20 protein-coding genes are annotated in these 22,533 nt (G+C 72.3%); 8 read left to right on the forward strand and 12 right to left on the reverse strand.

Going from position 1 to position 22,533, the window contains the following annotated elements:
• Nucleotides 1-103: 103 nt before the first annotated feature.
• From ACH4SP_RS27060 to ACH4SP_RS27080, 5 genes are all read left to right on the forward strand, one after another.
• Entirely contained in the window at nucleotides 104-1,066 is a 963-nt protein-coding gene (locus ACH4SP_RS27060) for a Zn-ribbon domain-containing OB-fold protein (RefSeq protein ID WP_398418265.1), read from the forward strand.
• A gap of 100 nt (nucleotides 1,067-1,166) precedes the next feature.
• Nucleotides 1,167-2,216 (forward strand): thiolase domain-containing protein, encoded by a 1,050-nt coding sequence (locus ACH4SP_RS27065; protein WP_398418395.1) that lies wholly within the window; start codon nucleotides 1,167-1,169, stop codon nucleotides 2,214-2,216.
• Nucleotides 2,209-3,390 (forward strand): thiolase domain-containing protein, encoded by a 1,182-nt coding sequence (locus tag ACH4SP_RS27070; RefSeq protein WP_398418267.1) that lies wholly within the window; start codon nucleotides 2,209-2,211, stop codon nucleotides 3,388-3,390. The genes ACH4SP_RS27065 and ACH4SP_RS27070 overlap by 8 nt, the downstream gene beginning before the upstream one ends.
• Nucleotides 3,391-3,469: 79 nt before the next feature.
• The gene (locus ACH4SP_RS27075) at nucleotides 3,470-3,706 is read left to right on the forward strand and encodes a DUF397 domain-containing protein (RefSeq protein WP_398418269.1); all 237 of its coding nucleotides are present in this window, start codon (nucleotides 3,470-3,472) and stop codon (nucleotides 3,704-3,706) included.
• Between the two features lie 77 nt (nucleotides 3,707-3,783).
• Complete coding sequence (locus tag ACH4SP_RS27080; RefSeq protein WP_398418271.1) at nucleotides 3,784-4,305, forward strand: DUF664 domain-containing protein; 522 nt, start codon at nucleotides 3,784-3,786, stop codon at nucleotides 4,303-4,305.
• A 13-nt stretch (nucleotides 4,306-4,318) separates the two neighbouring features.
• Here ACH4SP_RS27080 and ACH4SP_RS27085 read toward each other — a convergent pair whose 3' ends face one another.
• The 10 genes from ACH4SP_RS27085 to ACH4SP_RS27130 all read right to left on the reverse strand — a co-directional run bounded on the left by ACH4SP_RS27085 (nucleotide 4,319) and on the right by ACH4SP_RS27130 (nucleotide 16,439).
• Nucleotides 4,319-5,305, reverse strand: a complete 987-nt coding sequence (locus ACH4SP_RS27085; protein ID WP_398418273.1) for an endo alpha-1,4 polygalactosaminidase — start codon at nucleotides 5,303-5,305, stop codon at nucleotides 4,319-4,321.
• Complete coding sequence (locus tag ACH4SP_RS27090) at nucleotides 5,302-5,964, reverse strand: spherulation-specific family 4 protein (protein WP_398418275.1); 663 nt, start codon at nucleotides 5,962-5,964, stop codon at nucleotides 5,302-5,304. The genes ACH4SP_RS27085 and ACH4SP_RS27090 overlap by 4 nt, the downstream gene beginning before the upstream one ends.
• Nucleotides 5,961-6,980: an NAD-dependent epimerase/dehydratase family protein gene (locus ACH4SP_RS27095; RefSeq protein ID WP_398418276.1), complete on the reverse strand. Its 1,020-nt coding sequence runs from the start codon at nucleotides 6,978-6,980 to the stop codon at nucleotides 5,961-5,963. Before ACH4SP_RS27095 ends, ACH4SP_RS27090 begins: the two co-directional genes overlap by 4 nt.
• A gap of 6 nt (nucleotides 6,981-6,986) precedes the next feature.
• Nucleotides 6,987-7,700, reverse strand: coding sequence for an NDP-sugar synthase (locus ACH4SP_RS27100; RefSeq protein ID WP_398418278.1), 714 nt, complete (start codon nucleotides 7,698-7,700; stop codon nucleotides 6,987-6,989).
• 133 nt (nucleotides 7,701-7,833) lie between these two features.
• Nucleotides 7,834-8,835 carry an SDR family NAD(P)-dependent oxidoreductase gene (locus ACH4SP_RS27105; protein ID WP_398418280.1) on the reverse strand — a complete coding sequence of 334 codons (1,002 nt, stop codon included), beginning with the start codon at nucleotides 8,833-8,835 and terminating at the stop codon, nucleotides 7,834-7,836.
• A 121-nt stretch (nucleotides 8,836-8,956) separates the two neighbouring features.
• Nucleotides 8,957-10,414, reverse strand: a complete 1,458-nt coding sequence (locus ACH4SP_RS27110; protein WP_398418282.1) for a hypothetical protein — start codon at nucleotides 10,412-10,414, stop codon at nucleotides 8,957-8,959.
• The gene (gene pelF / locus ACH4SP_RS27115; protein ID WP_398418284.1) at nucleotides 10,411-11,943 is read right to left on the reverse strand and encodes a GT4 family glycosyltransferase PelF; all 1,533 of its coding nucleotides are present in this window, start codon (nucleotides 11,941-11,943) and stop codon (nucleotides 10,411-10,413) included. Before pelF ends, ACH4SP_RS27110 begins: the two co-directional genes overlap by 4 nt.
• 103 nt (nucleotides 11,944-12,046) lie before the next feature.
• Nucleotides 12,047-14,254 carry a hypothetical protein gene (locus ACH4SP_RS27120; RefSeq protein WP_398418286.1) on the reverse strand — a complete coding sequence of 736 codons (2,208 nt, stop codon included), beginning with the start codon at nucleotides 14,252-14,254 and terminating at the stop codon, nucleotides 12,047-12,049.
• A gap of 524 nt (nucleotides 14,255-14,778) precedes the next feature.
• Nucleotides 14,779-15,300 carry a hypothetical protein gene (locus tag ACH4SP_RS27125; RefSeq protein ID WP_398418288.1) on the reverse strand — a complete coding sequence of 174 codons (522 nt, stop codon included), beginning with the start codon at nucleotides 15,298-15,300 and terminating at the stop codon, nucleotides 14,779-14,781.
• 545 nt (nucleotides 15,301-15,845) lie between these two features.
• On the reverse strand, nucleotides 15,846-16,439 hold the full coding sequence (locus tag ACH4SP_RS27130) for a TetR/AcrR family transcriptional regulator (protein ID WP_398418289.1): 594 nt from the start codon (nucleotides 16,437-16,439) through the stop codon (nucleotides 15,846-15,848).
• 111 nt (nucleotides 16,440-16,550) lie between these two features.
• Here ACH4SP_RS27130 and ACH4SP_RS27135 point away from each other — a divergent pair, with 111 nt between their 5' ends.
• The 3 genes from ACH4SP_RS27135 to ACH4SP_RS27145 all read left to right on the forward strand — a co-directional run bounded on the left by ACH4SP_RS27135 (nucleotide 16,551) and on the right by ACH4SP_RS27145 (nucleotide 19,084).
• A complete protein-coding gene (locus ACH4SP_RS27135) occupies nucleotides 16,551-17,561 on the forward strand; it encodes an NADP-dependent oxidoreductase (protein ID WP_398418290.1) in 1,011 nt (336 codons plus the stop codon).
• A 67-nt stretch (nucleotides 17,562-17,628) separates the two neighbouring features.
• Nucleotides 17,629-18,492: an alpha/beta fold hydrolase gene (locus ACH4SP_RS27140; RefSeq protein ID WP_398418292.1), complete on the forward strand. Its 864-nt coding sequence runs from the start codon at nucleotides 17,629-17,631 to the stop codon at nucleotides 18,490-18,492.
• Nucleotides 18,493-18,586: 94 nt separating this feature from the next.
• Nucleotides 18,587-19,084 (forward strand): hypothetical protein, encoded by a 498-nt coding sequence (locus ACH4SP_RS27145; RefSeq protein WP_398418294.1) that lies wholly within the window; start codon nucleotides 18,587-18,589, stop codon nucleotides 19,082-19,084.
• 30 nt (nucleotides 19,085-19,114) lie between these two features.
• Here the strand turns inward: ACH4SP_RS27145 and ACH4SP_RS27150 are convergent, their stop codons facing one another.
• Nucleotides 19,115-21,109, reverse strand: coding sequence for an N-acetylmuramoyl-L-alanine amidase (locus ACH4SP_RS27150; RefSeq protein WP_398418296.1), 1,995 nt, complete (start codon nucleotides 21,107-21,109; stop codon nucleotides 19,115-19,117).
• A gap of 293 nt (nucleotides 21,110-21,402) precedes the next feature.
• Nucleotides 21,403-22,524: an aminoglycoside phosphotransferase family protein gene (locus ACH4SP_RS27155; protein ID WP_398418298.1), complete on the reverse strand. Its 1,122-nt coding sequence runs from the start codon at nucleotides 22,522-22,524 to the stop codon at nucleotides 21,403-21,405.
• Between the last annotated feature and the right edge of the window lie 9 nt (nucleotides 22,525-22,533).

The following is a 22,533-nucleotide window of genomic DNA, read 5'->3' on the forward strand; positions in this document are numbered from 1 at the left end:
ACGGGTGGGCAAGGGGGCGGCCCCCACCGCGGCACGCCCCTCCACGACCGCACGCCCTCGCCACCGCGCACCTCACCCCCACCCCAGAAAGGGAGCCCCGCCCATGCGTACCTCACCCCCCTCCCCCGAAACCCTCCGCGCCCCCCTCACCGTAGAGTTCCCCTTCACCCGTTCCCTCGGCCCCGTCCAGTCCGCCTTCCTGACCGGACTCCGGCACCGCACGCTCCTCGGTGTCCGTACCTCCGACCGCAAGGTCCTCGTGCCGCCCACGGAGTACGACCCCCTCACCGCCGAAGAGATCCGCGACCTCGTCGAAGTCGCCCCCACCGGCACGGTGACCACCTGGGCCTGGAACCCTTCTCCCCGCCCCTTCCAGCCCCTGGACACCCCCTTCGCCTGGGTCCTCGTCCGGCTCGGCGGCGCCGACACCGCCCTCCTGCACGCCCTCGACGCCCCCGGCCCCGACCACGTCCGCACGGGTATGCGCGTCCGGGTCCGCTGGGCCGAGGAACGTACCGGCGCCATCACCGACATCGCCTGCTTCGAGCCGCACGAAAGCAACGACGGGCATCAACCCGCCGCCCACACCGGCCGGTTCACCGACATGGTCACCACCCTCACCGCCCCCGCGCGCCTCGACTACACCTACACCCCCGGCCGCGCCCCCACCGACTACCTCACCGCGCTCGCCGGTCACCGCATCGTCGGCGAGCGCTGCCCGTCCTGCCGCAAGGTGTACGTGCCGCCCCGCGGCGCCTGCCCCACCTGCGGCGTCGCCACCGCCGAACAGGTCGAGGTCGGGCCGCGCGGCACCGTGACCACCTTCTGCATCGTCAACATCAAGGCGAAGAACCTGGACATCGAAGTGCCGTACGTCTACGCGCACATCGCCCTCGACGGCGCCGACCTCGCCCTGCACGGCCGCATCGCCGGCATCCCGTACGACCAGGTCCGGATGGGACTGCGGGTCGAACCCGTGTGGACCGAAGGCGCCCGCTACCCCGACCACTACCGGCCCACCGGCGAGCCGGACGCCGACTACGACGTGTACAAGGAGCTGATCTGACATGGCGCCCACACCGGCGTCCACACCGGCGTCCACACCGGCGTCCACACCCGCGCCCGCACCCGCGCCCACTTCCGCGTCCACACCCGCGCCGCGGCCCATCCGCGACGTCGCCGTCGTCGCCTTCGCGCAGACCGACCACCGGCGCCGCACCGACGAGGTGTCCGAGGTCGAGATGCTGATGCCGGTCCTGCACCGGGTGCTGGCCGAGACCGGGCTGCGGACCAGCGACATCGGCTTCACCTGTTCCGGCTCAAGCGACTACCTCGCGGGCCGCGCCTTCTCCTTCACCATGGCCCTGGACGGCGTCGGCGCCTGGCCGCCGATCTCCGAGTCGCACGTCGAGATGGACGGGGCCTGGGCGCTGTACGAGGCTTGGGTGAAGATCCTCACCGGGGAGGCGGACACCGCGCTCGTCTACGCGTACGGAAAGTCCTCGCCCGGCGAGATCCGCGACGTCATGACCCGCCAGCTCGACCCGTACTACGTCGCCCCGCTCTGGCCCGACTCGGTCTCCCTGGCCGCGCTCCAGGCGCAGGCGCTCATCGACGCGGGCGACACGGACGAGCCCGCACTCGCCGGAGTCGCGGCCCGCAGCCGCACCGCCGCCAGCTCAAATCCCCACGCCCAACTGCACGGTGACGTCCCCTCGGGCGATTACCTGGTGCGGCCCCTGCGTACCGGCGACTGCCCGCCGATCGGTGACGGCGCCGCCGCGGTGATCCTCGCCGCCGGGGACCGGGCCCGCGAACTGTGCGCGCGGCCCGCCTGGATCCGGGGCATGGACCACCGCATCGAGGCGCACTCGCTGGGCGTGCGCGACCTCACCGACTCCCCGTCCGCCCGACTGGCGGCCGAACGGGCCGGAGCGTACGAACTCCCCCTCGACACGGCGGAGTTGCACGCCCCCTTCACCTCCCAGGAGGTCGTGCTGCGCAAGGCGCTACGACTCGGCGACGAGGTCACGGTCAACCCGTCGGGCGGCGCGCTCGCCGCCAACCCGGTGATGGCCGCCGGGCTGATCAGGATCGGTGAGGCGGCCGCCCGCATCCACCGGGGCGAGTCGGACCGGGCACTGGCGCACGCCACTTCCGGCCCGTGCCTGCAGCAGAACCTCGTAGCGGTCCTGGAGGGGGAGCAGAGTGAGTAGCAACGCAACCGGCAAGGAGCCCGTGGCCGTCGTCGGCATCGGCCAGACGCACCACGTCTCCGCCCGCCACGACGTCTCGATCGCAGGACTGGTCCGCGAAGCAGCCCAACGTGCCCTTGCCGACGCACAGTTGACCTGGCAGGACATCGACGCCGTCGTCATCGGCAAGGCCCCCGACTTCTTCGAGGGCGTCATGATGCCGGAGCTCTACCTCGCTGACGCGCTCGGAGCCGTCGGCAAACCGATGCTCCGCGTCCACACCGCGGGCTCCGTCGGCGGCTCCACCGCCCTCGTCGCCACCAACCTGATCGCCGCCCGCGTCCACAGCACCGTCCTCACCCTCGCCTTCGAGAAGCAGTCCGAGTCCAACGCCATGTGGGGCCTCTCGCTCCCCGTCCCCTTCCAGCAGCCCCTCCTCGCCGGGGCGGGCGGCTTCTTCGCCCCGCACATCCGCGCGTACATGCGCCGCACCGGCGCCCCCGACACCATCGGCTCCCTCGTCGCGTACAAGGACCGCCGCAACGCCCTCAAGAACCCCTACGCCCACCTCAAGGACCCCGCCCTCACCCTCGAAAAGGTCCAGTCGGCCCCCATGCTGTGGGACCCCGTCCGCTACTCCGAGACCTGCCCGTCCTCCGACGGCGCCTGCGCGATGATCCTCACCGACCGTACGGGCGCGTCCCGCGCACCCCGGCCGCCCGCCTGGGTGCACGGCGGAGCCATGCGCAGCGAACCCACCCTCTTCGCGGGCAAGGACTTCGTCTCCCCGCAGGCCGGCAAGGACTGCGCCGCCGACGTCTACCACCAGGCCGGCATCACCGACCCGCGCCGCGAGATCGACGTGGCCGAGATGTACGTCCCCTTCTCCTGGTACGAACCCATGTGGCTCGAAAACCTGGGCTTCGCCGCCGAGGGCGAGGGCTGGAAACTCACCGAGTCCGGCGTCACCGAACTCGACGGCGACCTCCCCGTCAACCCCTCCGGCGGCGTCCTCTCCACCAACCCCATCGGCGCCTCCGGCATGATCCGCTTCGCCGAAGCCGCCCTCCAGGTACGGGGCCAGGCCGGCGAGCACCAGATCGAAGGAGCCCGCACCGCCCTCGGCCACGCCTACGGCGGCGGAGCACAGTTCTTCGCGATGTGGGTGGTGGGGGCGCAAGCGCCGACCGGATGACCCCTTCCGTGGCCTGTCGGTCACCCGGTGCGATCGCTACTGTGGCTCACGGACGACGACGAACCGGGAGGAGCGCGACGTGGCGACAAGCACGCAGCAGGGGCCGGTGGGCTCGGCCAGGCCGGAGCTCGATCTGAGCGGGGCCGACTGGCAGTCCGGCAGCAAGGGGGCGGGCGACGTACAGATCGCCTTCGTGGAGGGGTTCATCGCGATGCGCAATGGGGCCGCGCCCGGCAGTCCGTCGCTGATCTTCAATCCGGCGGAGTGGCGTGCCTTCGTGATCAATGCCAGGGCCGGGGCCTTCGATCTGACCTGAGGTGTCCTGGGGCCGGGTTCGGCCGATGATGGGGGATGGAGGGGGAGGGAAGCCGCTCGTACCGCCGGAGGCGAACCATGCGCATCAGTGACGTACTCGTCGAGGGATTCGGACGGATCAAGGAAGTGGTCCACGAGGCCGTCGACGGGCTGTCGGCCCAGGAGCTGTCCCGGCAGGTGCCGGAAGGGGCCAATACCGTCGGCTGGCTGGTCTGGCACCTCACCCGGGTGCAGGACGACCACGTCAGTGAGCTCGCAGGGCGGGAGCAGGCCTGGGTCGAGGATGGCTGGGCCGAGCGGTTCGGCCTGTCCCTGGACATCGCGGACACCGGGTACGGCCACACGGCGGAGCAGATGGCTTCCGTGCGGGTGGCGTCCGCCGGTGATCTCCTCGGTTATTACGACGCCGTGCACGGGCGGAGCCTGGGCTACCTGGCGACGATCGGCGAGGACGACCTCGACCGGGTGGTCGACAAGGGGTGGGACCCGCCGGTGACCTTGGGCGTACGGCTGATCAGCGTCCTCGCCGACGACCTCCAGCACGCGGGCCAGGCCGCTTTCGTACGGGGATCGCTGCGAGGGAGCGAGGGGGCGGGCTGAGCCCGGCCCTGCCTCAGCACGGTTTGCGCCACGGGTCGAGCTTCAGGTTCTTGCGCATGGAGGAGAGGCCGAGGCGCCGGGTCTGGCTGCAGAACTCGCCGTTGGGCAGGTCGTACTCCACGTGGAAGACCGCCTTGCCCGCGGCGACGAACGGCCGCAGCGCCGTGCACTCGTCGAACTCCGCGCACTGCTCGTTGACCGCGAAGTCGAAGTGCCGGACCAGTTCCGGGATTTGGGGAAGGTCGTTCTTGAGGCCCACGGCCAGACCCTTCGAGTGGGCGAGCGAGGACAGCATCTTGTTGTACGCGAGCTGGTGGGCGGCCGTGAGCGGGAAGCCGGTTTCGTTGAGGTAGGCGTCCATCAGGTCGGGTTCGACCGCGTCGAAGCCCTTGCTCCTGCACATCTCGAAGCGCCGTTCCATCAACGGGCGCAGGACGTCGAGCTTGCGGATGTCCAGCCAGCGTTCGCCGTCCCAGCCGTTCGGTCCGCCCAGGAGTGCTGCGGGGAAGTCGCCGCGGTCCGGGCGGAAGTTCTCCCAGGCGCCCGCGTTGACGTAGCAGATCACCTTGCGGCCGGCCGCGTGGAGGCGGGTCACGTCGGCCGCGGTGTTCTCGAAGCCGTCGATGTCGTACACCGGCACATCGGTACGGGGATCCACCCGGCCGTTGAGCTGCCACTGCCAGGCGGTGCCGGGGCGCGGCTGCCAGATGCGCCGCACCGGTGACGGCGTACGGGTGGCGGCCGGTGCTCGGGGCGGAACCGTGGTGGCTGGAGTGGACGGTGGGGCGGACGGTGGGGTGGAACCGGGCGTTGGGGACGGGTCGGCCGTCGGGGCGGGCCGGGGTGCGGCCGTGGCCGGGCCGGATCCCTGCCCCGGGGTGGACCCTGCGCGCGGTGCGGGATCCGGCGACGAACAGCCCGCGAGCAGGAGCAGCAGGAGGAACAGGAGCAGCGCTGCCGGGGCAGCCGTCGGCAGCAGCGGGCGTGGGGCGGCGGTCACGGGGCGGGCTCCAGGAGTTCGGGCGGCAGGGCCGACCAGGGGTTGGGGAGTTCGCCGCCGACCGCGCAGCACACCGCCGCGCCCCGGCTGCGGGCGGTCCGCACGGCGACGCCCGACATCGCGCGCGGGACGCCGTACACTAGGTGGCAGAAGCGTTCCGGGGGATGCCGGGCGGTCCAGCGGGGCCGGTCGAAGGCGGTGACGTAACTCGTCCAGTGGCCCTCGAACGTGACGATCAGGTCGGCGACGCGGGCGTAGCCGGGCGCCGGGTGGACGCCCGGGTTGAGGACCACGGTCCGCGCGCCGGTCCGGCGCGCGGACCGGACGGTCCTGCGGCAGTGCGGCAGCGCGGACCGCTCGGCCGGGGCCCGGTCGAAGAACCACCCGTCCACGGCGAACCAGGCACGGTGCCGCTCCAGATCGACCGCCACCTCCGCGTCCGGCCGCTCCCCGTAGTCCAGATCGACATAGCCGAGCACCGGAACTCCCGCCGAACGAAGAGCACTTGAGGCGCGGGCGAAGCCGGGGTCCGGCTGTTCGCCCGGGCCGTCGGCGGCGTTCAGCACGACGCCGTGGACCCGGCCCGCGGCCTCGGCGGCCAGCCGCCAGGAGTCCGGGTCCACATCGGGGTGCGCATAGAGCGGCAGCAGTACGCTCACCGCGCGACGTCCGTCGCGCGCTGCGGAGGTGCCGGCGGGGGACCGGACGACCGTTTCCGCCGTACGGGAGAGGGAGCGGGACCGGGTGTCCGCTGTCGCGGCACGGGGCCGTGCGCGCGCCCCGCCTCCCGGGCCGCCTCCCACAGGGCACGTACCGAGTCCTCCAGCGCGTACTCCGGGCGCCAGCCCAGTGCGCTGCCCGCCGCCTCGATGTCGGAGCACTGCCAGGAGACGGCGGCCGACCGCGTCGACCCCTCCTTCGTGCTCTCCTCGACGCGGCCCCGGAAGCCCGACACCCGGATCAGGGCCTCCACCAGGTCACGGACCGGGACTGCTCGGCCGCCGGACACGTTCAGCACCGGTGGCAGCGGGCCCGTCGCCGTCGTCGCCAGGACGACGGCGCGCGCCACGTCCCGGGCGTCCACGAAGTCCCGGAAGGCGGACAGGTCGCCGAGGCGGACCACCGCCTCCGGGTCGTCGCCCGCCTCGTACAGCTCCCGGGCGAGGCGCCCCGGCAGTCCGGCCGCCGGGGCGCCAGGACCCACCGGATTGCCGACCCGCAGGACCACCGCGTCGAGGCCGGACGCGGTGACGGTCAGGGTCCCGGCGAGTTTGGTGGCGCCGTACGGTCCTGCGGGGCGGGTCGCGGCGGACTCGGTGACCCGCACGCCGTGCGGGGTCGTCCCGTACTCGGCCGCCGAACCCAGGTGCACCAGCCTGGCCCGGGGCGCGGACCGGTGCAGGGCGGCGGCCAGGACGGCCGGGCCGCGGGCGTTGACCTCGGCGAGGGCGACCGGGTCGCCGCCGACCGCCCCGGCACAGTTGACCACCACCTCGGGGTCGAACTCCCGCAGCGCGTCGGCGAGTTCACGAGGCGTGGTGGTGGCGAGATCCACGTGCAGTCCGGCGCCGGGGCCCCGGCCGCCGCCGAGCAGCCGGACGCCCGCGAGGGCGCCCAACTGCCCGGCGGCGTGAGCACCCAGGTAGCCGGTGGAACCCAGGACGAGAATGCGCATCGTCGCTCAGGCTCCCTTGAGCAGCAGCGAGCGGTGCGTGGTGAACTCCGCGTTCGCCCGGTCGTAGTCGTCGGGCCGCCCGATGTCGAGCCAGTAGCCGTCGAACGCGTACGCGTGCGGCGGGTTGTGGGTCCCCAGCAGGTCAAGCACCAGCTCGTCGAAGCCCAGCGGGAGGCCCGCCGTGTAGCCGTCCAGGGTGGCGCGGGACAGCCCGTACACCCCCATCGACACCCGGTAGTCCATGCTCGGCTTCTCGGTGAACGCGACGACCTTGCTGGCGTCGGTGGTCAGCACCCCGAAGTCGATGCGCACCTGACGGGCGTAAGTGGCAATGGTCAGCGGGGCGTTGGAGGCGCGGTGCTGCTTCAGTACGTCGGCGTAGTCGAGGTCGGTGAGGACGTCGCCGTTCATCACGAGGAACGTCTCCGGCAGCCGGTCGCGCAGGGTGAGCAGCGGCCCGATGGTGCCCAGCGGGCTCTCCTCGATGGCGTAGTCGACCTTCAGGCCCCAGCGTTCGCCGTCGCCGACGTAGGCCCGGATGATCTGGCCGAGATGACCGATCGCCAGCGTGCAGCTGGTGAATCCGGCCGCCGACAGCTGCCGGAGCACGATCTCCAGAATGGCGTGCTGGTCGCCGATCGGTACGAGCGGCTTGGGAAGTGCGGTGGTGTACGGCCGGAGCCGGACGCCCTTGCCTCCGGCGAGTATCACAGCGTGCATGGGGGCCTCCCTTGGTGCGACGGGTGAGGTGAGTCGTGCTGTGCGTGGGGGAGTTGAGGGCGGTGCGTGGGGGATTCCGGTCAGGTCCGACGGAGCGTCGGACGAGATGCCGGACGAGATGCCGGACGGGGAGTCAGATGTTGTAGATGTCGGTCTTGTAGCGGGCCAGGTTGGCCGGGTCGCGGAAGAAGTCGACGGTCGCGGCCAGCCCCTGTTCCAGGTCGTGGGCCGGGGTCCAGCCGGTGGCGGCGGTCAGCCGGGACGCGTCCGCGACCAGCCGCATCACCTCGGAGTTGGCCGGCCGGATGCGCTGCTCGTCCTCGCGGACCTCCAGGTCGGCCGCCATCACCTTGCCGATGAGCCGCACCAGGTCGCCGACCGAGATCTCCCCGCCCGTACCGGCGTTGAAGGTGCGGCCCACGACGTCGTCGGCGGGCGCGGTGCCGACCGCGAGGAACGCCTGCGCGGTGTCCCGTACGAAGGTGAAGTCGCGGGTCGGACGCAGATCGCCGAGCGTGATCGTGCGCGAGCCCGCCGCTACCTGTCCGATCACGGTCGGGATGACCGCCCGCATCGACTGCCGGGGGCCGAAGGTGTTGAACGGGCGCAGGGTGACCACCGGGGTGGCGAAGCTCGCGTAGTAGCTGTCGGCCAGCCGGTCGCCGCCCGCCTTCGAAGCGGCGTACGGGGACTGGGTGTTGATCGGGTGGTCCTCGGTGATCGGCACGGTCTGAGCGGTGCCGTACGTCTCGCTGGTCGAGGTGTGCACCAGGCGCGGGGTGCCGAGCGCACGCACCGCCTCCAGCACGTTGAGGGTGCCGGTGACGTTGGTGTCCACGTAACTGTGCGGCGCCTGGTAGGAGTACGGGATCGCGATGAGCGCCGCCAGGTGGTACACGGCGTCCGCGCCCTCGGCCAGCGCCCGGACCGAACCCGGGTCGCGGACGTCTCCGAGGACGATCTCCACCTGGTCGAGGACGTCGGCGGACAGCGTCTCCAGCCAGCCGTACGAGGAGAAGGAGTTGTACTGCGCCATGGCGCGCACCCGGAAACCGGCGGCGACCAGGGCCTCGGTCAGATGGGAGCCGATGAAGCCCTCGGCACCTGTGACTGCGGCGAGCGGTGAGGTGGTCAACGTGGGTGTCCTTTGCGGAAGTTGTCGGTGAGGCGGGCGGACGTACGCCGCCCGGTGGGAGCGCCCGGGGGCCGGGGGCGCGGGAACGGGAGTCGGCGGAGGGACCGGGGAACGCGCCGCCTCAGGCGTGCGCCGTCGGCCGGCCGAGCAGAGTGACGCAACAGACCAGCAGGGCCACGGCGGCGGCGCCGCAGCACAGCAGGGGTACGAGCGGACCCGGTGGCGGGACCGGCAGCGTCGCGCTCGTGACCGCGGCCCTGCCCGCGATTCCGGCCGTGCCCGCCAGGAGGTGCGTGACCACGCCCGCCCCCGCGACCCCGGCCGCAGCCGTGGCGCAGATCGCCGCGGGCAGCCAGGCGATGCCGAACGCCTGCAGCAGCAGCGCCGTCCACAGCACCGCCCCCAGAGCGAGCAGCGGCGCGACCTCCGCCCCGGTCAGCAGCGCCGCCGGAACCAGCGGCAGCAGATAGCCGAGCAGACACCCGCCCAGCACCGCCGATGACCGCAGCCGGAACCCGGCAGGCGTCGCCGTCCCCCGCAGCGCCGCCACGCAGCGCCCCCGGTAGCGGTAGAGCAGCCACTCGGCGGGGCCCATGCTGAGGGTGAGCGCCACGACGGCGTACGGATGCCGCAGCCCGGCGAACATCACCAGCACCCCCGCACTCAGGCCGAACAGCCCGTACGGAAGCGAGGCCCGCACACCGGGCCGGACCGCGCCCGCCACAGGAGCCTCCTTGAGCGCCGTACGGATCGCGTACCAGGCGGCGGCCACCACCAACAGCCCTGTCAGCAACGGCAGTCCGGCCCGCAGCCACGGTCCGGGATCCGTCCACGGCAACAGCGCGGCCCCCACGACCAGCGGCACCAGCGTGCCGAGCAGCAGCCGCTCACGGGCGAACACGAGGAGCACGCTCGCCGCCGCGAGATAGACCGACTGCCACACCGTGAACAGGGCGGCGGGCCCGGGACCCACGAGTGCCGTGCCCGCCCCCGCCGCCAGCAGCGCGCCCGCCGGAGCCCCGTACAGCAGGGTCCGCCCGGCCTCGTACCGTCCCGAAGCGAGCCGCAGGTACGCCCGGTGGGCGAGCCCCTGGCTCCACGCCCAGGACAGCAGGCCCGCCACGACCAGCGCGAGCACCGCCCCGTCCGCGTACCAGAGCCCGGAGGTCAGCGGGTAGGCGAGTCCGGGCAGCCCGAACAGCGCCCCGCGCAGCGCGCACCGCACATGGTCGGGCGCCCACGGGTCGGCGGCGGACGGCGGCTCGGGGAAGCTGCGCGGCACCCGGGTGTACAGGTCCTCGGCCAGCGAGAACAGGTTCCGGTGCCCGTACTTCTCCTTGATCGCGTCCGCTGTGAGGCCCTCGGACTCCAGCAGGGCGGCCACCTCGTACGCGTGCACGGCGGGCCCGATCCGGTCGGCGAGCTGCGCCGCGAGAGAGTCCACCGCGTCGTCGCCGCGCACCCGCCGCCCGGCACCGATGCGCGGCAGCCGCAGCGCCATCGTCACCGAGGAGGCCAGCCGCAGCGTGAGGGTGTCCTCCTTGCCCCGTCCTGGCTCCAGGGAGATCGGGCCGCTCATCCGGCCACCTGCCTCAACTGCACAGTCTGCGCAGGGTCGTTGACCACTGCTGCGAACTGTCCGGTCGTACGTGGGGCGGTGGTCGCGCCGGACGACGCCAGATCGACGTAGATCGCCCGGAAGGTCTCCACGGTCTGCCGCAGCGTGAACTGCTCGATCACCCGCAGCCGCGCCGCCTCGCCCATGCCCGCCCGCCGCTGCGGATCGCGCAGCAGCTCCAGCGCCGCGGCGGCCATCGCGGACGGGTCGCGCGGCGGCACCACGAGCCCGGCGTCGCCGACCGCCTCGCGCACCCCGCCCACATCGGTGGAGACCGTGGCCCGCCCGCACGACATGGCCTCGATCAGGGTGAACGGAAAACCCTCGCTGATGCTGGACAGCATCACCACGTTGCCCGCCGCGTAGGCGTCCTTGATGTCCTCCACACGGCCCTCGAAGGTGACCGCGTCGCCCTGTCCGAGGGACGCCGCCAGCTCCTCGCAGCGCTCCCGGTACGCCTCGCCGCCGCGCGGCGTACCGCCGAACAGCCGGAGTTTCGCCGCCGGGAGCTGGGCGCGCACCTCGGCGAACGCCCGGATCAGCGTCTCCAGGTCCTTGATCGGGTCGACCCGGCCCGCCCAGCTGAGCGTCGGCCCGGCGGGTTCGGGGCCTGCGTGCGGGAAGGCCGCCGGGTCGACGCCGTTGTAGACGGTGCGGATCAACTCCGGTGCGGCGCCGCCCTGTTCCTCCCAGAGCCGGTTGTACCTGTTGCCCGGGGTGATCAGGGCGGCCCGCCGGTACGTCTCCTCCGCGAGCAGCCGGAAGAAGCCGAGCAGCACCGCCTTCACCGGCCACCGGTACGGCGCCGTCCGGTAGCCGAGGTAGCGCTCGCGCAGATACACCCCGTGCTCGGTCAACAGCAGGGGTACGCCGTGCAGTTGGAGCCCGGCGAGCCCCGGCAGCACCGCGACCCCGCCGCTCACCGCGTGCGAGACGCCCGACTCGGGCGGCCGGGCGGCCAGGGGTCTGAGCGCGTGCTCCAGGAGCCCGGTGGCGGTCACCGCGTCGTGCACGGTGGGCCCGGCCTCCCGGACCGGCAGCCCCGGCCGGTTCCACACGTCGGTGAGCACCCGGATCGCGGCGTCGCCGCGCAGTGCGGGGCTGAGCGCCCCGTCCCGGGCCGCGTGCGCCAGTTCGTACAGGGCGGGCCCGAAACCGTCCTCGGAACCCGGGTCGAGCAGTGCGGTGAGGAACTGTTCGTACGCCGCCAGGAGCCGTCGCAGCCGACGGCCGCGCGGCGCCGAACCGCCGGGCGCGGGGCCCCACATGGGTACCGAGACGGGCTCCCGGACGTGCGCGGGAAGCTCCCAGGCGAGGGGTTCGCGGCCGGTGCCGGTGACCGCGATGACGTCGAACGCGAGGTCCGGCATTCCGGTGACCAGCTGGTCGCACCAGACACTCACTCCGCCGTGACTGTGCGGATAGGTGCCTTCGGTGAGGAGGGTGACCCGCACAGCACCGGGGTGCGGTGCGCGGTGTGGATCGAGCATTGATGCGCTCCACGGCAAGAAGGGTGCGGAAGAGAAGGGGGGAGCGTGCCGGCCGCCGCGTCGCGGCCGGCCCCTCGTGCCCCTCGGTGGTGCGTGGCCGGGATCAGCGCTGACTGCGGTACGGCACCGGCCGTGCGACGCCCGGCGGAACCGGGGTGCGCGGTGCGGTCTGCTGCGGTGTGCTCTCCTGCGGTGCGGTCTGCTGCGGTGCGGGGGCGGTGCTCCCCTTCGGGGCGACGGCTGCGGGGACCTCCGGCGCGGCCAGCGACAACGTCACGTCGCTCTGCCCGCCGTCCGGAGCCACCCATCCGGAGACCGTCCCGGCGTACGGCTGCCCGAAGGCGTCGGTGCCGGAGGCGAGGACCCGGCGGGTGCCGGCGGGCATGGTGGCGGTGGCCCGCACACCGGCCGGGGACCGCACCGTCACGGCGCTGCCGATGCGGTACGCGGTGACCTGTCCGGCGTCCAGGGCGGCTGCCCAGGCGGCCCGGTCGCGCAGCTCCGCGCCGATGTCGCGCATCCGCAGGTTCACCAGGGGCGCGGACGCCGTGTGCAGGGCGTCGTACCCCTGGATCGTGCCGTCCAGGACGGGGTAGGCGATGCGGTCCTCGGCGAGGTTGGACTGGTGGATGAAGTGCGGGCGCGGATCGTTGCCCAGCACGTGGCTCATCGCGGTGCTGATCTCCTGCGGCACGATGTGCTGCGCGTACCCGGTGGCCGCGTCGAGCGGCCCTGGCAGGCAAGTGGTCGAGGGGAGGTCCTCGCAGAGGCCGCTGCCGCCCTGGGCGCGGCTGGTGTAGATCCAGTTGTACTCGTCGACCTGCTCGGCGACCCGGCCCGCGTTGTAGAAGATGTTGATCGGGTGGCGGGAGACCGTACGGGCCGGGCCCACCGTGCGCTGCTGCGGTTCGCGGGAACTGTCCGAGCCGAGCCAGCCGATGCCGTTCGCGGCGAGGGCCGGGACGAGGTTCGGGTTGTCCTCGGGCTGCTGCGGCGAGAGCTTCAGACCGGAGTGCTCGCCGGTCACCAACTCGTCGTTGGATACGGGGAGTTGCTGGGTCGCCGCCCACTGCCGGTTGTCGGCTATCTGGCGGGATATCTCGGCCTGGCCGACGTACCGGATCGAGCCGTCCGGGTTCTTCGCGCACTTCCACGGGACGCTGGAGACGTCCTGCTCGCACCCGAGGTAGGGGTGGTCGTAGGTGTGGTTGATCCAGCGGAACTCGTCGCGCTTCGCGCCGAAGGAGTCGGCGAGGGGGTCCGCACCGCTGTTGTTCTCACGGTGCTCGACGCTGCCGCCGCCGTTGTAGGCGAGGTCCAGGGTGAAGCCGCGGGACTTTGACCAGTCGGCGGCGTGCTGGACGTCGTCCGGGGTCATCCGGATCGGGTTGGACTCCCCCTGCCCCGGCGGGCAGTCCACGTCGCCCGGGGTGCAGTTGAGCTTCGAGTCCCAGCGGTCGTCGGCGGCGAAGACGTCGTCGATGTGCACGGCGAAGTAGTTGCGGGCCGCACCGAGGCGGACGTTCTGCGTCATCCAGTCGACGATGCCGCGGGCCAGCAGCCGGAACTGCTGCTGGTACTGGTTGTACGCGAAGGTGACGACCAGCTCGCGGCGGCCGTCGTGCCGGTACTCGCCGACGAGGCTGCCCGTGCCGGTGGAGCCGGGGACCGGCGCCTCGACGTAGGGGGTGAAGTCGGCCCCGGGGGCCGGCTCGGCGAGGAACGCGTAACTCTCGCCCACCGTGGGGGAGTTGTCCTCGAACGGGACCGCCCCTTCGAGGTAGCCGAAGGGCCCGCCGCGCCCGGCGGCCGTCACCTGGGCCCGTACGCCGTCCAGGGAACCGCTGTAGGCGGGTGTCCGGAGACCCACCTGGGGGCGGGCGTAGGTGTACGCGTTGACCTGGGGCACCGCGTAGAGCTTCTCGTACCTGACGAGCGCGGCGAGCTCGCCCGAACCCGCCGGGAACGGGTTGTCGTTCGGCAGTACGACCGCCTGGTACTTGGCCCGGGGCCGTCCGTCCACGGTGTCGGCGAGGAAGGCGGCGTCGATCACCGGACGCCCCGCCCGGGTGAGGTCGACGAGGGTGAACGGCGTTCCCGCGGCGCGGAGTTCGGCTGCGATGGCGGCGGTCGCGGGACCGCCGTCGCTGACCACCAGGACGCGCAGATCGATGCGCGGCGCCTGCTCGGCCGCCGCGGGCGTGGGTGGACCGGCCGCCGCCGGTAGTCCGAACGCGGGCGCCGCGGGTAAGCCGAGCGCCAGTACGAGCACGCCGGCGCCGAGTGCGCGATGACGTCTGATCCGCTTCATGCGGTGTGCTTCCCTCCCGAACGGGACCGCGCGGCACTGTCGCCGGGCGGCCCCCCACCCCTCACGCGGCGGTGACGCCCCTGGGACGAGGGTGGCACCGCCGTGCTCTGATGCGACACATGTTCCTGCCTGAGTGCTCAACTTGTGTGGCTGATGTGAAAGATGACGAAAAAATGCAGGTGCCATCCGAAGCGTCGAGGCGGAGGGAAAGGGGTCCGGGAGGACCGTGGGGGGCCACGGCCGATGACCCCTTCGGGAGGCTCGAAGGGGTCATCCGGGCAGGCGGGAAAGGGCGGCAGACGCTTTCAGTGATCCACTACGCACGCTTCGTAAACATCCATTGGAGTAGTCCAATGTTCGGTTGATCCAATGCGCTTCTTCCGGCCACGCGCAAGACCGGCCGACCTCGGGGGAGGGAGGTCGACCGGTCGTCAGGGGAATGCCCTCCGGCCGACGGGCGGGCCGGACGGGCGGACGGGGTGGAACGGGCGGAGCGGGTGGATCGGGTGGAGCGGCAGGGCGGGTCAGCTCTGTGCGGGGGTGGCGCAGGCGATCGTGGTCTCGGGGGTGTTGAAGATGCCGTCCTTCACGGTCTGGCCGTTGTTGTACTCGTAGTAGAGGTACGAGTAGAAGCCGATCTTGCCGTTGCAGCCGGAGTCGGCGGCTATCTGGACGGCGAGCGTCACGGTGCGGGAGGCGCCGGGGGCGAGCGGGATCGCGTAGTTCACGCCGAGGTTGCCGGTGCCGGTTCCGGTGCAGCTGACGCCCTCCGAAGTGCACGAGGTGAAGGCGTACTTGAGGTCGGTGCGCTGGGTGGTGGGCCAGGTCGGCTGGACCGTCTGGTAGACGAACCAGATGTCGGTGGCCTGGTTGTTGGTGAGGGTCATCGTCAGGTTGACGGTGGAGCCAGGGGCCACTGAGGCCTGGTCGGAGCTGAACGTCAGATCGGGGGTGTCGGCACTGGCGGGCTGCCCCAGGCCGAGCAGGGCGAGTGCGAGTGCGAGGACTGTCGCGAGACCGAGACGTCTCAGTTCTGTGATGCGCATGGGGCCGGAGACTAGAAGGGGGTCGGGCCCGCCGTCTTCCCCCGTCCTTCCGGGGCCCGGCCCGTGCGGCTGGATCCTTCCGTCCCCCGGAACGCCGCCGTCCGGGGTGGCGTGCAGGCCATGCTGCTGTACGGAGCGTGGGCGCGTGATCGCTTCGGGTCATGCCGTGCCGCCGGGTCGCCCCGGGAGGGCTCCGCGCTAATGGCCGGAACTGTGCGCGGGGAAGGCGTGGATCGGGGTGGGGCGCCGGACCGAGAAGGCGGGCAATCCGGACAGTCGGTGAAAGTTAAGCGGACCTGCGGGATCCGGCGGTGGTCCTGGAGAGGTGGGATCGCCCCGAATGTTCCTCACCCGTGGCAGCCTCCCGCCCGGTCGCCCGGTGGCCGTCGATGCCCCTCCTGGGGCGGACCGGGGCGGGGCGGAAAAGGAGGTTCGTCCCCCGTCGTGGAGATGGCTGGACAGATGTGGTTCGCGCGGTGCGACGGCAGCGATCATGTGAGGAAAAAGTGAAGGCTGTCGACCCGTGCGTGCGGCGTCCGGCCGATTCAGCTGCGGGCCCCCGGGGCGTGTTCCCCCTCGGCGCGGCCGCTCCCCGCGCTCGTCAGAACCGCGCTCGCGACGACCTCGAAGAGACGATCGGCGCGTGGTGCGAGCGAGGGCTGATCGCCGAGCCAGGCGAGCATGGCCACCAGCGCGAACAGGTCGGCGCCGTCGATGTCGCTCCGTGCCGCGCCTGATGCCTGGGCGCGGGCGAGGAGTCGCGCACCGGCTGCGCGCAGGGTGACGCACGAAGCGTGGAGTGCGGATTCGGTGTCCTCGATGGCGGCGGCCATCAGTGCGGTCACGCCTCGGTACTCGGTGGTCCACGCGACGCAGTCGCGCAGCCATGAGACGAGAGCGTCCGCGGGTGAGCTCGATGCCTCGAACTCGCCCGCCCTCGCCGTCAGTTCGTCGAAACTCGTGCGGAGCAGGGCTTCGAGCAGTGCCTCGCGCGTCGGGAAGTGCCGCAGCAGCGTCGCGAGCCCGACCTCGGCCCTGCGCGCGATGTCGCGCAGGGACACGTCGACGCCCTGCTCGGTGATGGCGGTGCCCGCTACGGCGAGCAGGTGGTCGCGGTTCTTCCTGGCGTCGGCCCGCATCTGTCCCTCTTGACTGTCCGGATCAGTGGTCCATATATTCGGATCAGTGGTCCGTTTATCTGGATCGCCGATCCGGATAAGTCTATCCCGCAGTGAGGACAGGGGAAATCGATGCCGACACACACGATGAGGGCAGTCCGGCTCCACGAGTACGGCGGCCCCGAAGTGCTGCGTGAGGACAAGGTGCCGATTCCCGAGCCGGGGCCGGGCGAGGTGCTCGTCCGCGTGCACGCGGCCGGTGTCAATCCTCCGGACTGGTACCTGCGCGGCGGACTGACCAGGGTGCCTGGGGAGCCGGAGTCGACGGTGAGCCTGCCGGTGATTCCAGGGACGGACGTGTCGGGCGTCGTCGAGGCCGTCGGTGCGGACGTGGACGGCTTCGCCGTGGGCGACGAGGTCTTCGGGCTGCTGCGTTTTCCCAGCTTCGACGGCAGCGCCTACGCCGAGTACGTGGCCGCGCCCGCTTCGGACCTCGCACGCAAGCCGGCCGGCATCGACCATGTGCACGCCGCAGGGGCGCCCATGGCCGCTCTCACCGCCTGGCAGTTCCTGATCGAGCTCGGACACGATCGCCCCTCGCCCTTCCAGGAGACCCGGCATCGCCCGACGGCACTCGACGCCGACACGACGGTGCTCGTCAACGGCGCCGCGGGCGGCGTGGGGCACTTCGCGCTGCAGCTGGCGAAATGGCAGGGGGCGCGCGTCGTCGCGGTGGCATCGGGCGCGCACGCATCGTTCCTGCGCGAGCTCGGCGCCGACCGGTTCATCGACTACACCAAGAGCCGTCCCGAGGAACTCGTGCGCGACGTCGACCTCGTTCTCGACACCGTCGGCGGCCCCGGCAGCAGCCGCCTGCTGCGTACGCTCAAGCGCGGCGGCGCCCTCTTCCCGGTGTTCCCCGGCCAATTCATCGAAGGGGAGACCGAGAAGCTGGGCATCACGGTCTCGACCGCACAGGTCCGCTCGAACGGTGCGCAGCTCGCCGAGCTGGGACGCCTGCTCGACGCCGGCACCGTCCGCGTCGCGATCGACAGCACGTTCGCGCTCGCGGATGCCCGAGCCGCGCACGAACGCGCCGCCCGAGGCCACATCCAGGGCAAGATCGTGCTCACGGTCGCCTAAGACCTTGCGGCCCCAGGAACCCGCACGCACCCCGTCAGTTGGCGGCGTGCGCGCGAGAATGGAGGCCATGACCGGGCCGATCCCGGTGCACATCCGCGGTCACCTCGCGAAGGAGCCCACCATGGCCCGTTTCCTCCTCGTCCACGGCGGTTACACCGGCGGCTGGCTCTGGCATGAAACCGTCGCCGTCCTCCGCCGCCTGGGGCACGAGGCCCACCCGCTCACCCTCACCGGACTCGGCGACCGCCGCCATCTCGCCACCCCCGCAACGGACTTGGACACCCACATCGAGGACGTCGTCCAGGCCATCGACCACCTCGACCACCTCGACGACACCGGCGGTCCCCTCGTCCTCGTCGGCCACAGCTACGGCGTCCACCCCACCGTCGGCGCCGCCGTCCGGCGGTCCGGGCAGGTCGCGCGGGTCGTCTGCGTCGACGCCCCGCTCCCCGTCGAGGGCGAATCCGTCCTCGACGGGGTCCCCGACCCCGCCTGGCGCGAGGCCGTGGCCCGCCGGGCGGCGGACCACGACGGCTGGCGGCTCCCGCCGCCGCCCCTGTCGGAAACCCTCCTGTGGGGCTCGCTCGACGGAGTCCCCGAAGACGCCCGCAAGCGCCTGGAACAGCTCGCCGCACCCCAGCCGTACGCCACCCTCACCAAGCCGATCCGGCTGTCGGCCGACGGTCCGCGCCCTCCCGTCACCGGCATCCTCTGCACCCGGACGGGCCAGGTGTCGATCGCCGCCGTCGAAGCGCTCGTCGCCACCGGCGAACCCCGCTTCCAGGAGCTGGCCGGTCCCGACGTCACCTTCTTCGACCTCGACACCGGCCACTATCCGATGCTCTCGTGCCCGGCCGAGCTGGCCGACCTGCTCGTCCGCGCGGTGGCCGGTGAGGGGCACCGGATCCAGCCGGGACCGCCACGGCGGTAGGGCGCGGGCAAGGGCCGGGCAAGGGGTCGGCAAAGGCGAGGGCAAGGGTCCGGCCGCTTTTCCACCGCTGGTTCCGGCCACGTACCATGTCCGCATGTCCTTTCTCCGCCGCCGCCCCTCCGCCACGCCCGCGGGCCCGGAATTCGACGTCCTCGCCATGGACCCGGGCGACTGGCCGGGCAATCTCGGGGCCGGGCTGCTGCCCGCCCCCGACGGCAGCTGCCAGGGCGTCTTCCTCCGGTACGACCTGTTCGGCGGGCGCGGCCCCGCGATGATCATCGGCAACCTGCCCGAAGGGTCCCCGGCCCGTGAGCTCGTCGAGGGCCAGGTTCCCTTCGAGGTGGCCCAGTTGCTCCTCGGGCTGGAGAACGACGAAGAGGTCGAGGTCGTCAGCACCGAGGACGTCCCCGTCATGCAGGGCGACAACCTGCTGATCGTGCGCCGCCTCAAGCTCTCCGAGAGCCGGATCTCCTGTGTGCAGTTCGACCGCAGCGACAACGTCCTCGTCACGATCGCCAGTTGGGACCGGCCTATCACCGACGACCTGTACGCGCTGCTGAAGCCGCTCCCCGCGGAGATGTTCCAGGGCTGACCCTGCTGTCGGCGGCCCGTTCCACCAGGGTCACGTCCCCACCAGGGTCACGTCGGACGCCTTCACGTATCCGATCCGGTGGCCGTACTGGATCTCGTAGTAGATCTCCTTGCCCCGGACCACGCGTCCCGGCTTCCCGTACTCCTTCGCGTAGAAGTACTCGCCCGCCGTCCGCTGTCCGACGACGTACCGCTGGCCCGCCGGAATCCGGTACGCCAGCGGGACGACCGGCTGGACGGGCACCCCCGCCGGGTACGCGGACGCCTCCGGGTAGGCCCTGCCGTAGACCGGGACCTCGCGCAGGCCCGCGCGCGGGGTGAGCAGCCGGGCCCGTACGTTCACGGCCGTCGGTTCCCCGGCCGGATTCTGGAACCAGGCCTTCTGACCGAGGTACCAGATCGCCGTCCAGTCCCCGCGCCGCTCCGCCACCGCATAGCTCTGGCCGGTCGAAGCCCGCGCCCCCGTGTCGTTGACGCCGGTCGTCGAGTCCTCGCCGCCGGGGCGCCGGCCGATGTCCTTGACCAGCGGAGCGGCCGGGTCGGGAGCGGTGTGCAGGCGGACCGCGCCCGACGCGTGCGCGGGGCACGGCTCGGCGGGCTTCTTCCCGCAGCCGGTGTACGGCGGCCGGTGCGCCTCGTAGTCCGGGCGTACGGTGACCGCCGCGCTGCGGGGTCCGGCCGTCGGCACGATCGGGCTGCCCAGCAGCTCGAAGTAGTGCGCCCAGTCCCAGTAAGGACCGGGGTCGGTGTGCATGCCGCGCACCGCGTCCGGGACCGCGCCGGGCACGTTGTCGTGGCCGATGACGTGCAGCCGGTCCAGCGGGATGCCGTACTTCGCGGCGAGATGACGTACGAGACGGGCCGACGCCCGGTACATCGCCTCCGTGTACCAGGCGTCCGGCGCGGTGAGGAAGCCCTCGTGCTCCAGGCCGATCGACTTGGCGTTGGTGTACCAGTTGCCCGCGTGCCAGGCCACGTCCTTCAGCGGTACGTGCTGCGCGATGTGCCCGTCCGACGAGCGCAGCGTGTACTGCCAGGACACGTAGTCCGGCTTCTGGACGAGGCCGACGCTGGTCTTCCAGGAGCCCTCGGTGTCGTGGACGACGATGTAGTCGATGCTGCTGTCGCTGCCGCGGTCGGCCAGGTCGTGGTTGCCGTAGTCGTCGTCATCGGCGCCCTCAAGTTTCTTGTACGGGGCGGGAATCCACTCGCAGGACACGGTGACGGGACACTCGACGGAGTCGGGGTGCGCAGTGGTACGGGCCGGGGCGGGAACGGCGGCCGGGGCAGAGGCGGCGGGCGCCGGAGTGGCGGTGGGCGCGGGAGTGCTGGTGGGTGCGGCGGCGGGCTCGGACGCGGGTACGGCGGGTACAGCGGGTGCAGCGGGTACAGGGGTCGCGTCGGGCACGGCGGGCAGGGTGACCCACTGGCCGCTGTCCGTCGTGCGCTGCTGGCCCGCCCTGATCACCGCGTACACCTCGTCGGCGTACGCCCGCGCGGCTGCCGGGTCGTCCGCGCCGGAGTACCGCTGCACCGCCCCGTACCAGTCGGCCGGGTCCGCGCCCGGAGCCCGGCCCAGCTCCTGCTGGGCGGCGGCGAGCAGGGCGGCGCCGCCCCGTACGTTGGCCGCCGGATCGTTGCGCAGCTGCTCGGCGGGCAGCCCGGTGAGGGTGGCGGCCCGCGTCAATGTCCCTGTTCCGTAAGGGAGTTCGGAGGCGTCCGCGGCCCCGTCGGTGAGGTGCATCGGGCCGTACCCACCGGTCACGCTGGGCGCGCCGCCGTGCGCGTCCCACCGGGACTGGAGGTAGGAGACCCCCAGCAGCACGCTCGGCGGCACCCGGTACCGGGCGGCCGCCGCGGCGAAGTCCTGCTGCAGCGCACCGGGCGGCGGCTCCTGGAGGCCGGCGGCCGGAGTGCGGGCGGCATGGGCCGACGTGGCGAGCGGAACGAGCGACGACAGCAGGAGCGTGGCGGACGCCGCGACGCCCCCCGTCCTGGTGGCGGAAAGGCACGCGGGAAGGTGCAAGGCGTCCTCCGGGAGCGAACGGGGCCGGGTCGGCAGAACCGCTCATGATGCCCACCCGGACCGCTCGGACGGCGCAGGTCCGGACCGGACGCGTCGCGTGGCGTAGTACGAAAGAGGCCCCCTGAACCACAGAACTGCCGTCTCCCGCAGGTGAGTTGGGGTCACCCGGGGGAGACGGCAGCTGCCGGTAGTGCGCCACCTGTTCGGGCGACAGGGCGAAGGGCAGTGCCCGCGCCCAGGCACTGCCCTTCGCCCTTCCCCTCCACCACCGTGCCCGCGGCCCGCACGCCGCCTCAGCGGGTGCCCACCGCCGCACGCACCGCCCGGCGGGCCAGCGCGCAGTCGTCGTGCAGCCGCCGCAGCAGCAGCCGCTGCTCCTCGCCGGGAGAGATCCCGGAGCTGCCCAGGGTGCCGCCAGGCGGGGACTCCCGCATGGTGCGCTGCACCTTCGACTCGTACGACCTCACTTCGCGCGTCGTGACGAGCATCAGGTTGACCAGGAAGGCATCGCGGGCCGCGGTGCCCGCCGCCTGGGCGAGCTGGCTGATCTGCCGGCGGGCCACCGGAGAGGCGTCGCCGAGGATCATCCACAGGGTTGCCAGGTCGTACCCCGGCAGATACCAGCCCGCGTGTTCCCAGTCGACCAGCACTGGACCGGCCGGCGACAGGAGAACGTTGGAGAGCAGGGCGTCGCCGTGACAGAACTGCCAGGGGAGCGAGGACCGGGAGATGCCGTGCAGCAGCTTCTGCAGGTCGCCCAGGTCACGGTCGGTGAACAGGCCCAGTGCGTGGAAGTCGGTGAGCCGCTTGCCGTAGTTGAGGGGCTGGCCGAACATCTCGGCCGGCGGCCGCCAGTGGTTCAGCTTGTCGATCGCGCCGAGGGCGGCCCTGACGTCGGCACGGGGGGGAGCCTCTGCCGGGTGCCGCGTCAGGGCCGCCACCCGGCCCGGCATCCGCTCGATCACCAGTGTGCAGTTGTCGGGATCCGCGGCGATCAGCCGCGGGACCCGCACCGGTGGGCGGTGCCGGACGAAGGCGCGATAGGCAGCTATCTCGTGCCTGAACCGCTCGGTCCACTGGTCGGAGTGGTCGAGTAAACACTTCGCGACCGCGGTCGTACGGCCGACTGTGCCGACGAGTAGCACGGAGCGTCCGCTGCGGCGCAGCACCTGCACCGGGTTGAACTCCGGGCAGATCCGGTGCACCGATGCGAGAGCGGACCGCAGCTGCGCGCCCTGGGGGCCGGACAAGTCGAGTCTCCCGCTGAGCGGTTGGGTTCCGGGCCCTGCCGCACGCCGTGCCCGACCGGTGCCCGCCGCTGCGGCGTGGTGCGGGTCGAGATAGGGTCCGCTGCCCGTCACCAGCGGGCGGTGCGGCCGGGGCGGGGCGGACACGGAGGAAGATGCTGTGTACATGGGCGGTAC

Source organism: Streptomyces sp. NPDC021093 (assembly GCF_044333135.1).
In the GTDB taxonomy this organism is placed as follows: domain Bacteria; phylum Actinomycetota; class Actinomycetes; order Streptomycetales; family Streptomycetaceae; genus Streptomyces.

What these genes read in the sequence shown, in the direction of transcription:
- ACH4SP_RS27060 (WP_398418265.1), top strand. Translation starts at nt 104, where the DNA reads ATGCGTACCTCACCCCCCTCCCCCGAAACCCTCCGCGCCCCCCTCACC.
- ACH4SP_RS27080 (WP_398418271.1), top strand. Translation starts at nt 3,784, where the DNA reads ATGCGCATCAGTGACGTACTCGTCGAGGGATTCGGACGGATCAAGGAA.
- ACH4SP_RS27095 (WP_398418276.1), bottom strand. Translation starts at nt 6,980, where the DNA reads ATGCGCATTCTCGTCCTGGGTTCCACCGGCTACCTGGGTGCTCACGCC.
- ACH4SP_RS27100 (WP_398418278.1), bottom strand. Translation starts at nt 7,700, where the DNA reads ATGCACGCTGTGATACTCGCCGGAGGCAAGGGCGTCCGGCTCCGGCCG.
- ACH4SP_RS27110 (WP_398418282.1), bottom strand. Translation starts at nt 10,414, where the DNA reads ATGAGCGGCCCGATCTCCCTGGAGCCAGGACGGGGCAAGGAGGACACC.
- pelF (WP_398418284.1), bottom strand. Translation starts at nt 11,943, where the DNA reads ATGCTCGATCCACACCGCGCACCGCACCCCGGTGCTGTGCGGGTCACC.
- ACH4SP_RS27120 (WP_398418286.1), bottom strand. Translation starts at nt 14,254, where the DNA reads ATGAAGCGGATCAGACGTCATCGCGCACTCGGCGCCGGCGTGCTCGTA.
- ACH4SP_RS27125 (WP_398418288.1), bottom strand. Translation starts at nt 15,300, where the DNA reads ATGCGCATCACAGAACTGAGACGTCTCGGTCTCGCGACAGTCCTCGCA.
- ACH4SP_RS27130 (WP_398418289.1), bottom strand. Translation starts at nt 16,439, where the DNA reads ATGCGGGCCGACGCCAGGAAGAACCGCGACCACCTGCTCGCCGTAGCG.
- ACH4SP_RS27135 (WP_398418290.1), top strand. Translation starts at nt 16,551, where the DNA reads ATGCCGACACACACGATGAGGGCAGTCCGGCTCCACGAGTACGGCGGC.
- ACH4SP_RS27140 (WP_398418292.1), top strand. Translation starts at nt 17,629, where the DNA reads ATGACCGGGCCGATCCCGGTGCACATCCGCGGTCACCTCGCGAAGGAG.
- ACH4SP_RS27145 (WP_398418294.1), top strand. Translation starts at nt 18,587, where the DNA reads ATGTCCTTTCTCCGCCGCCGCCCCTCCGCCACGCCCGCGGGCCCGGAA.
- ACH4SP_RS27155 (WP_398418298.1), bottom strand. Translation starts at nt 22,524, where the DNA reads ATGTACACAGCATCTTCCTCCGTGTCCGCCCCGCCCCGGCCGCACCGC.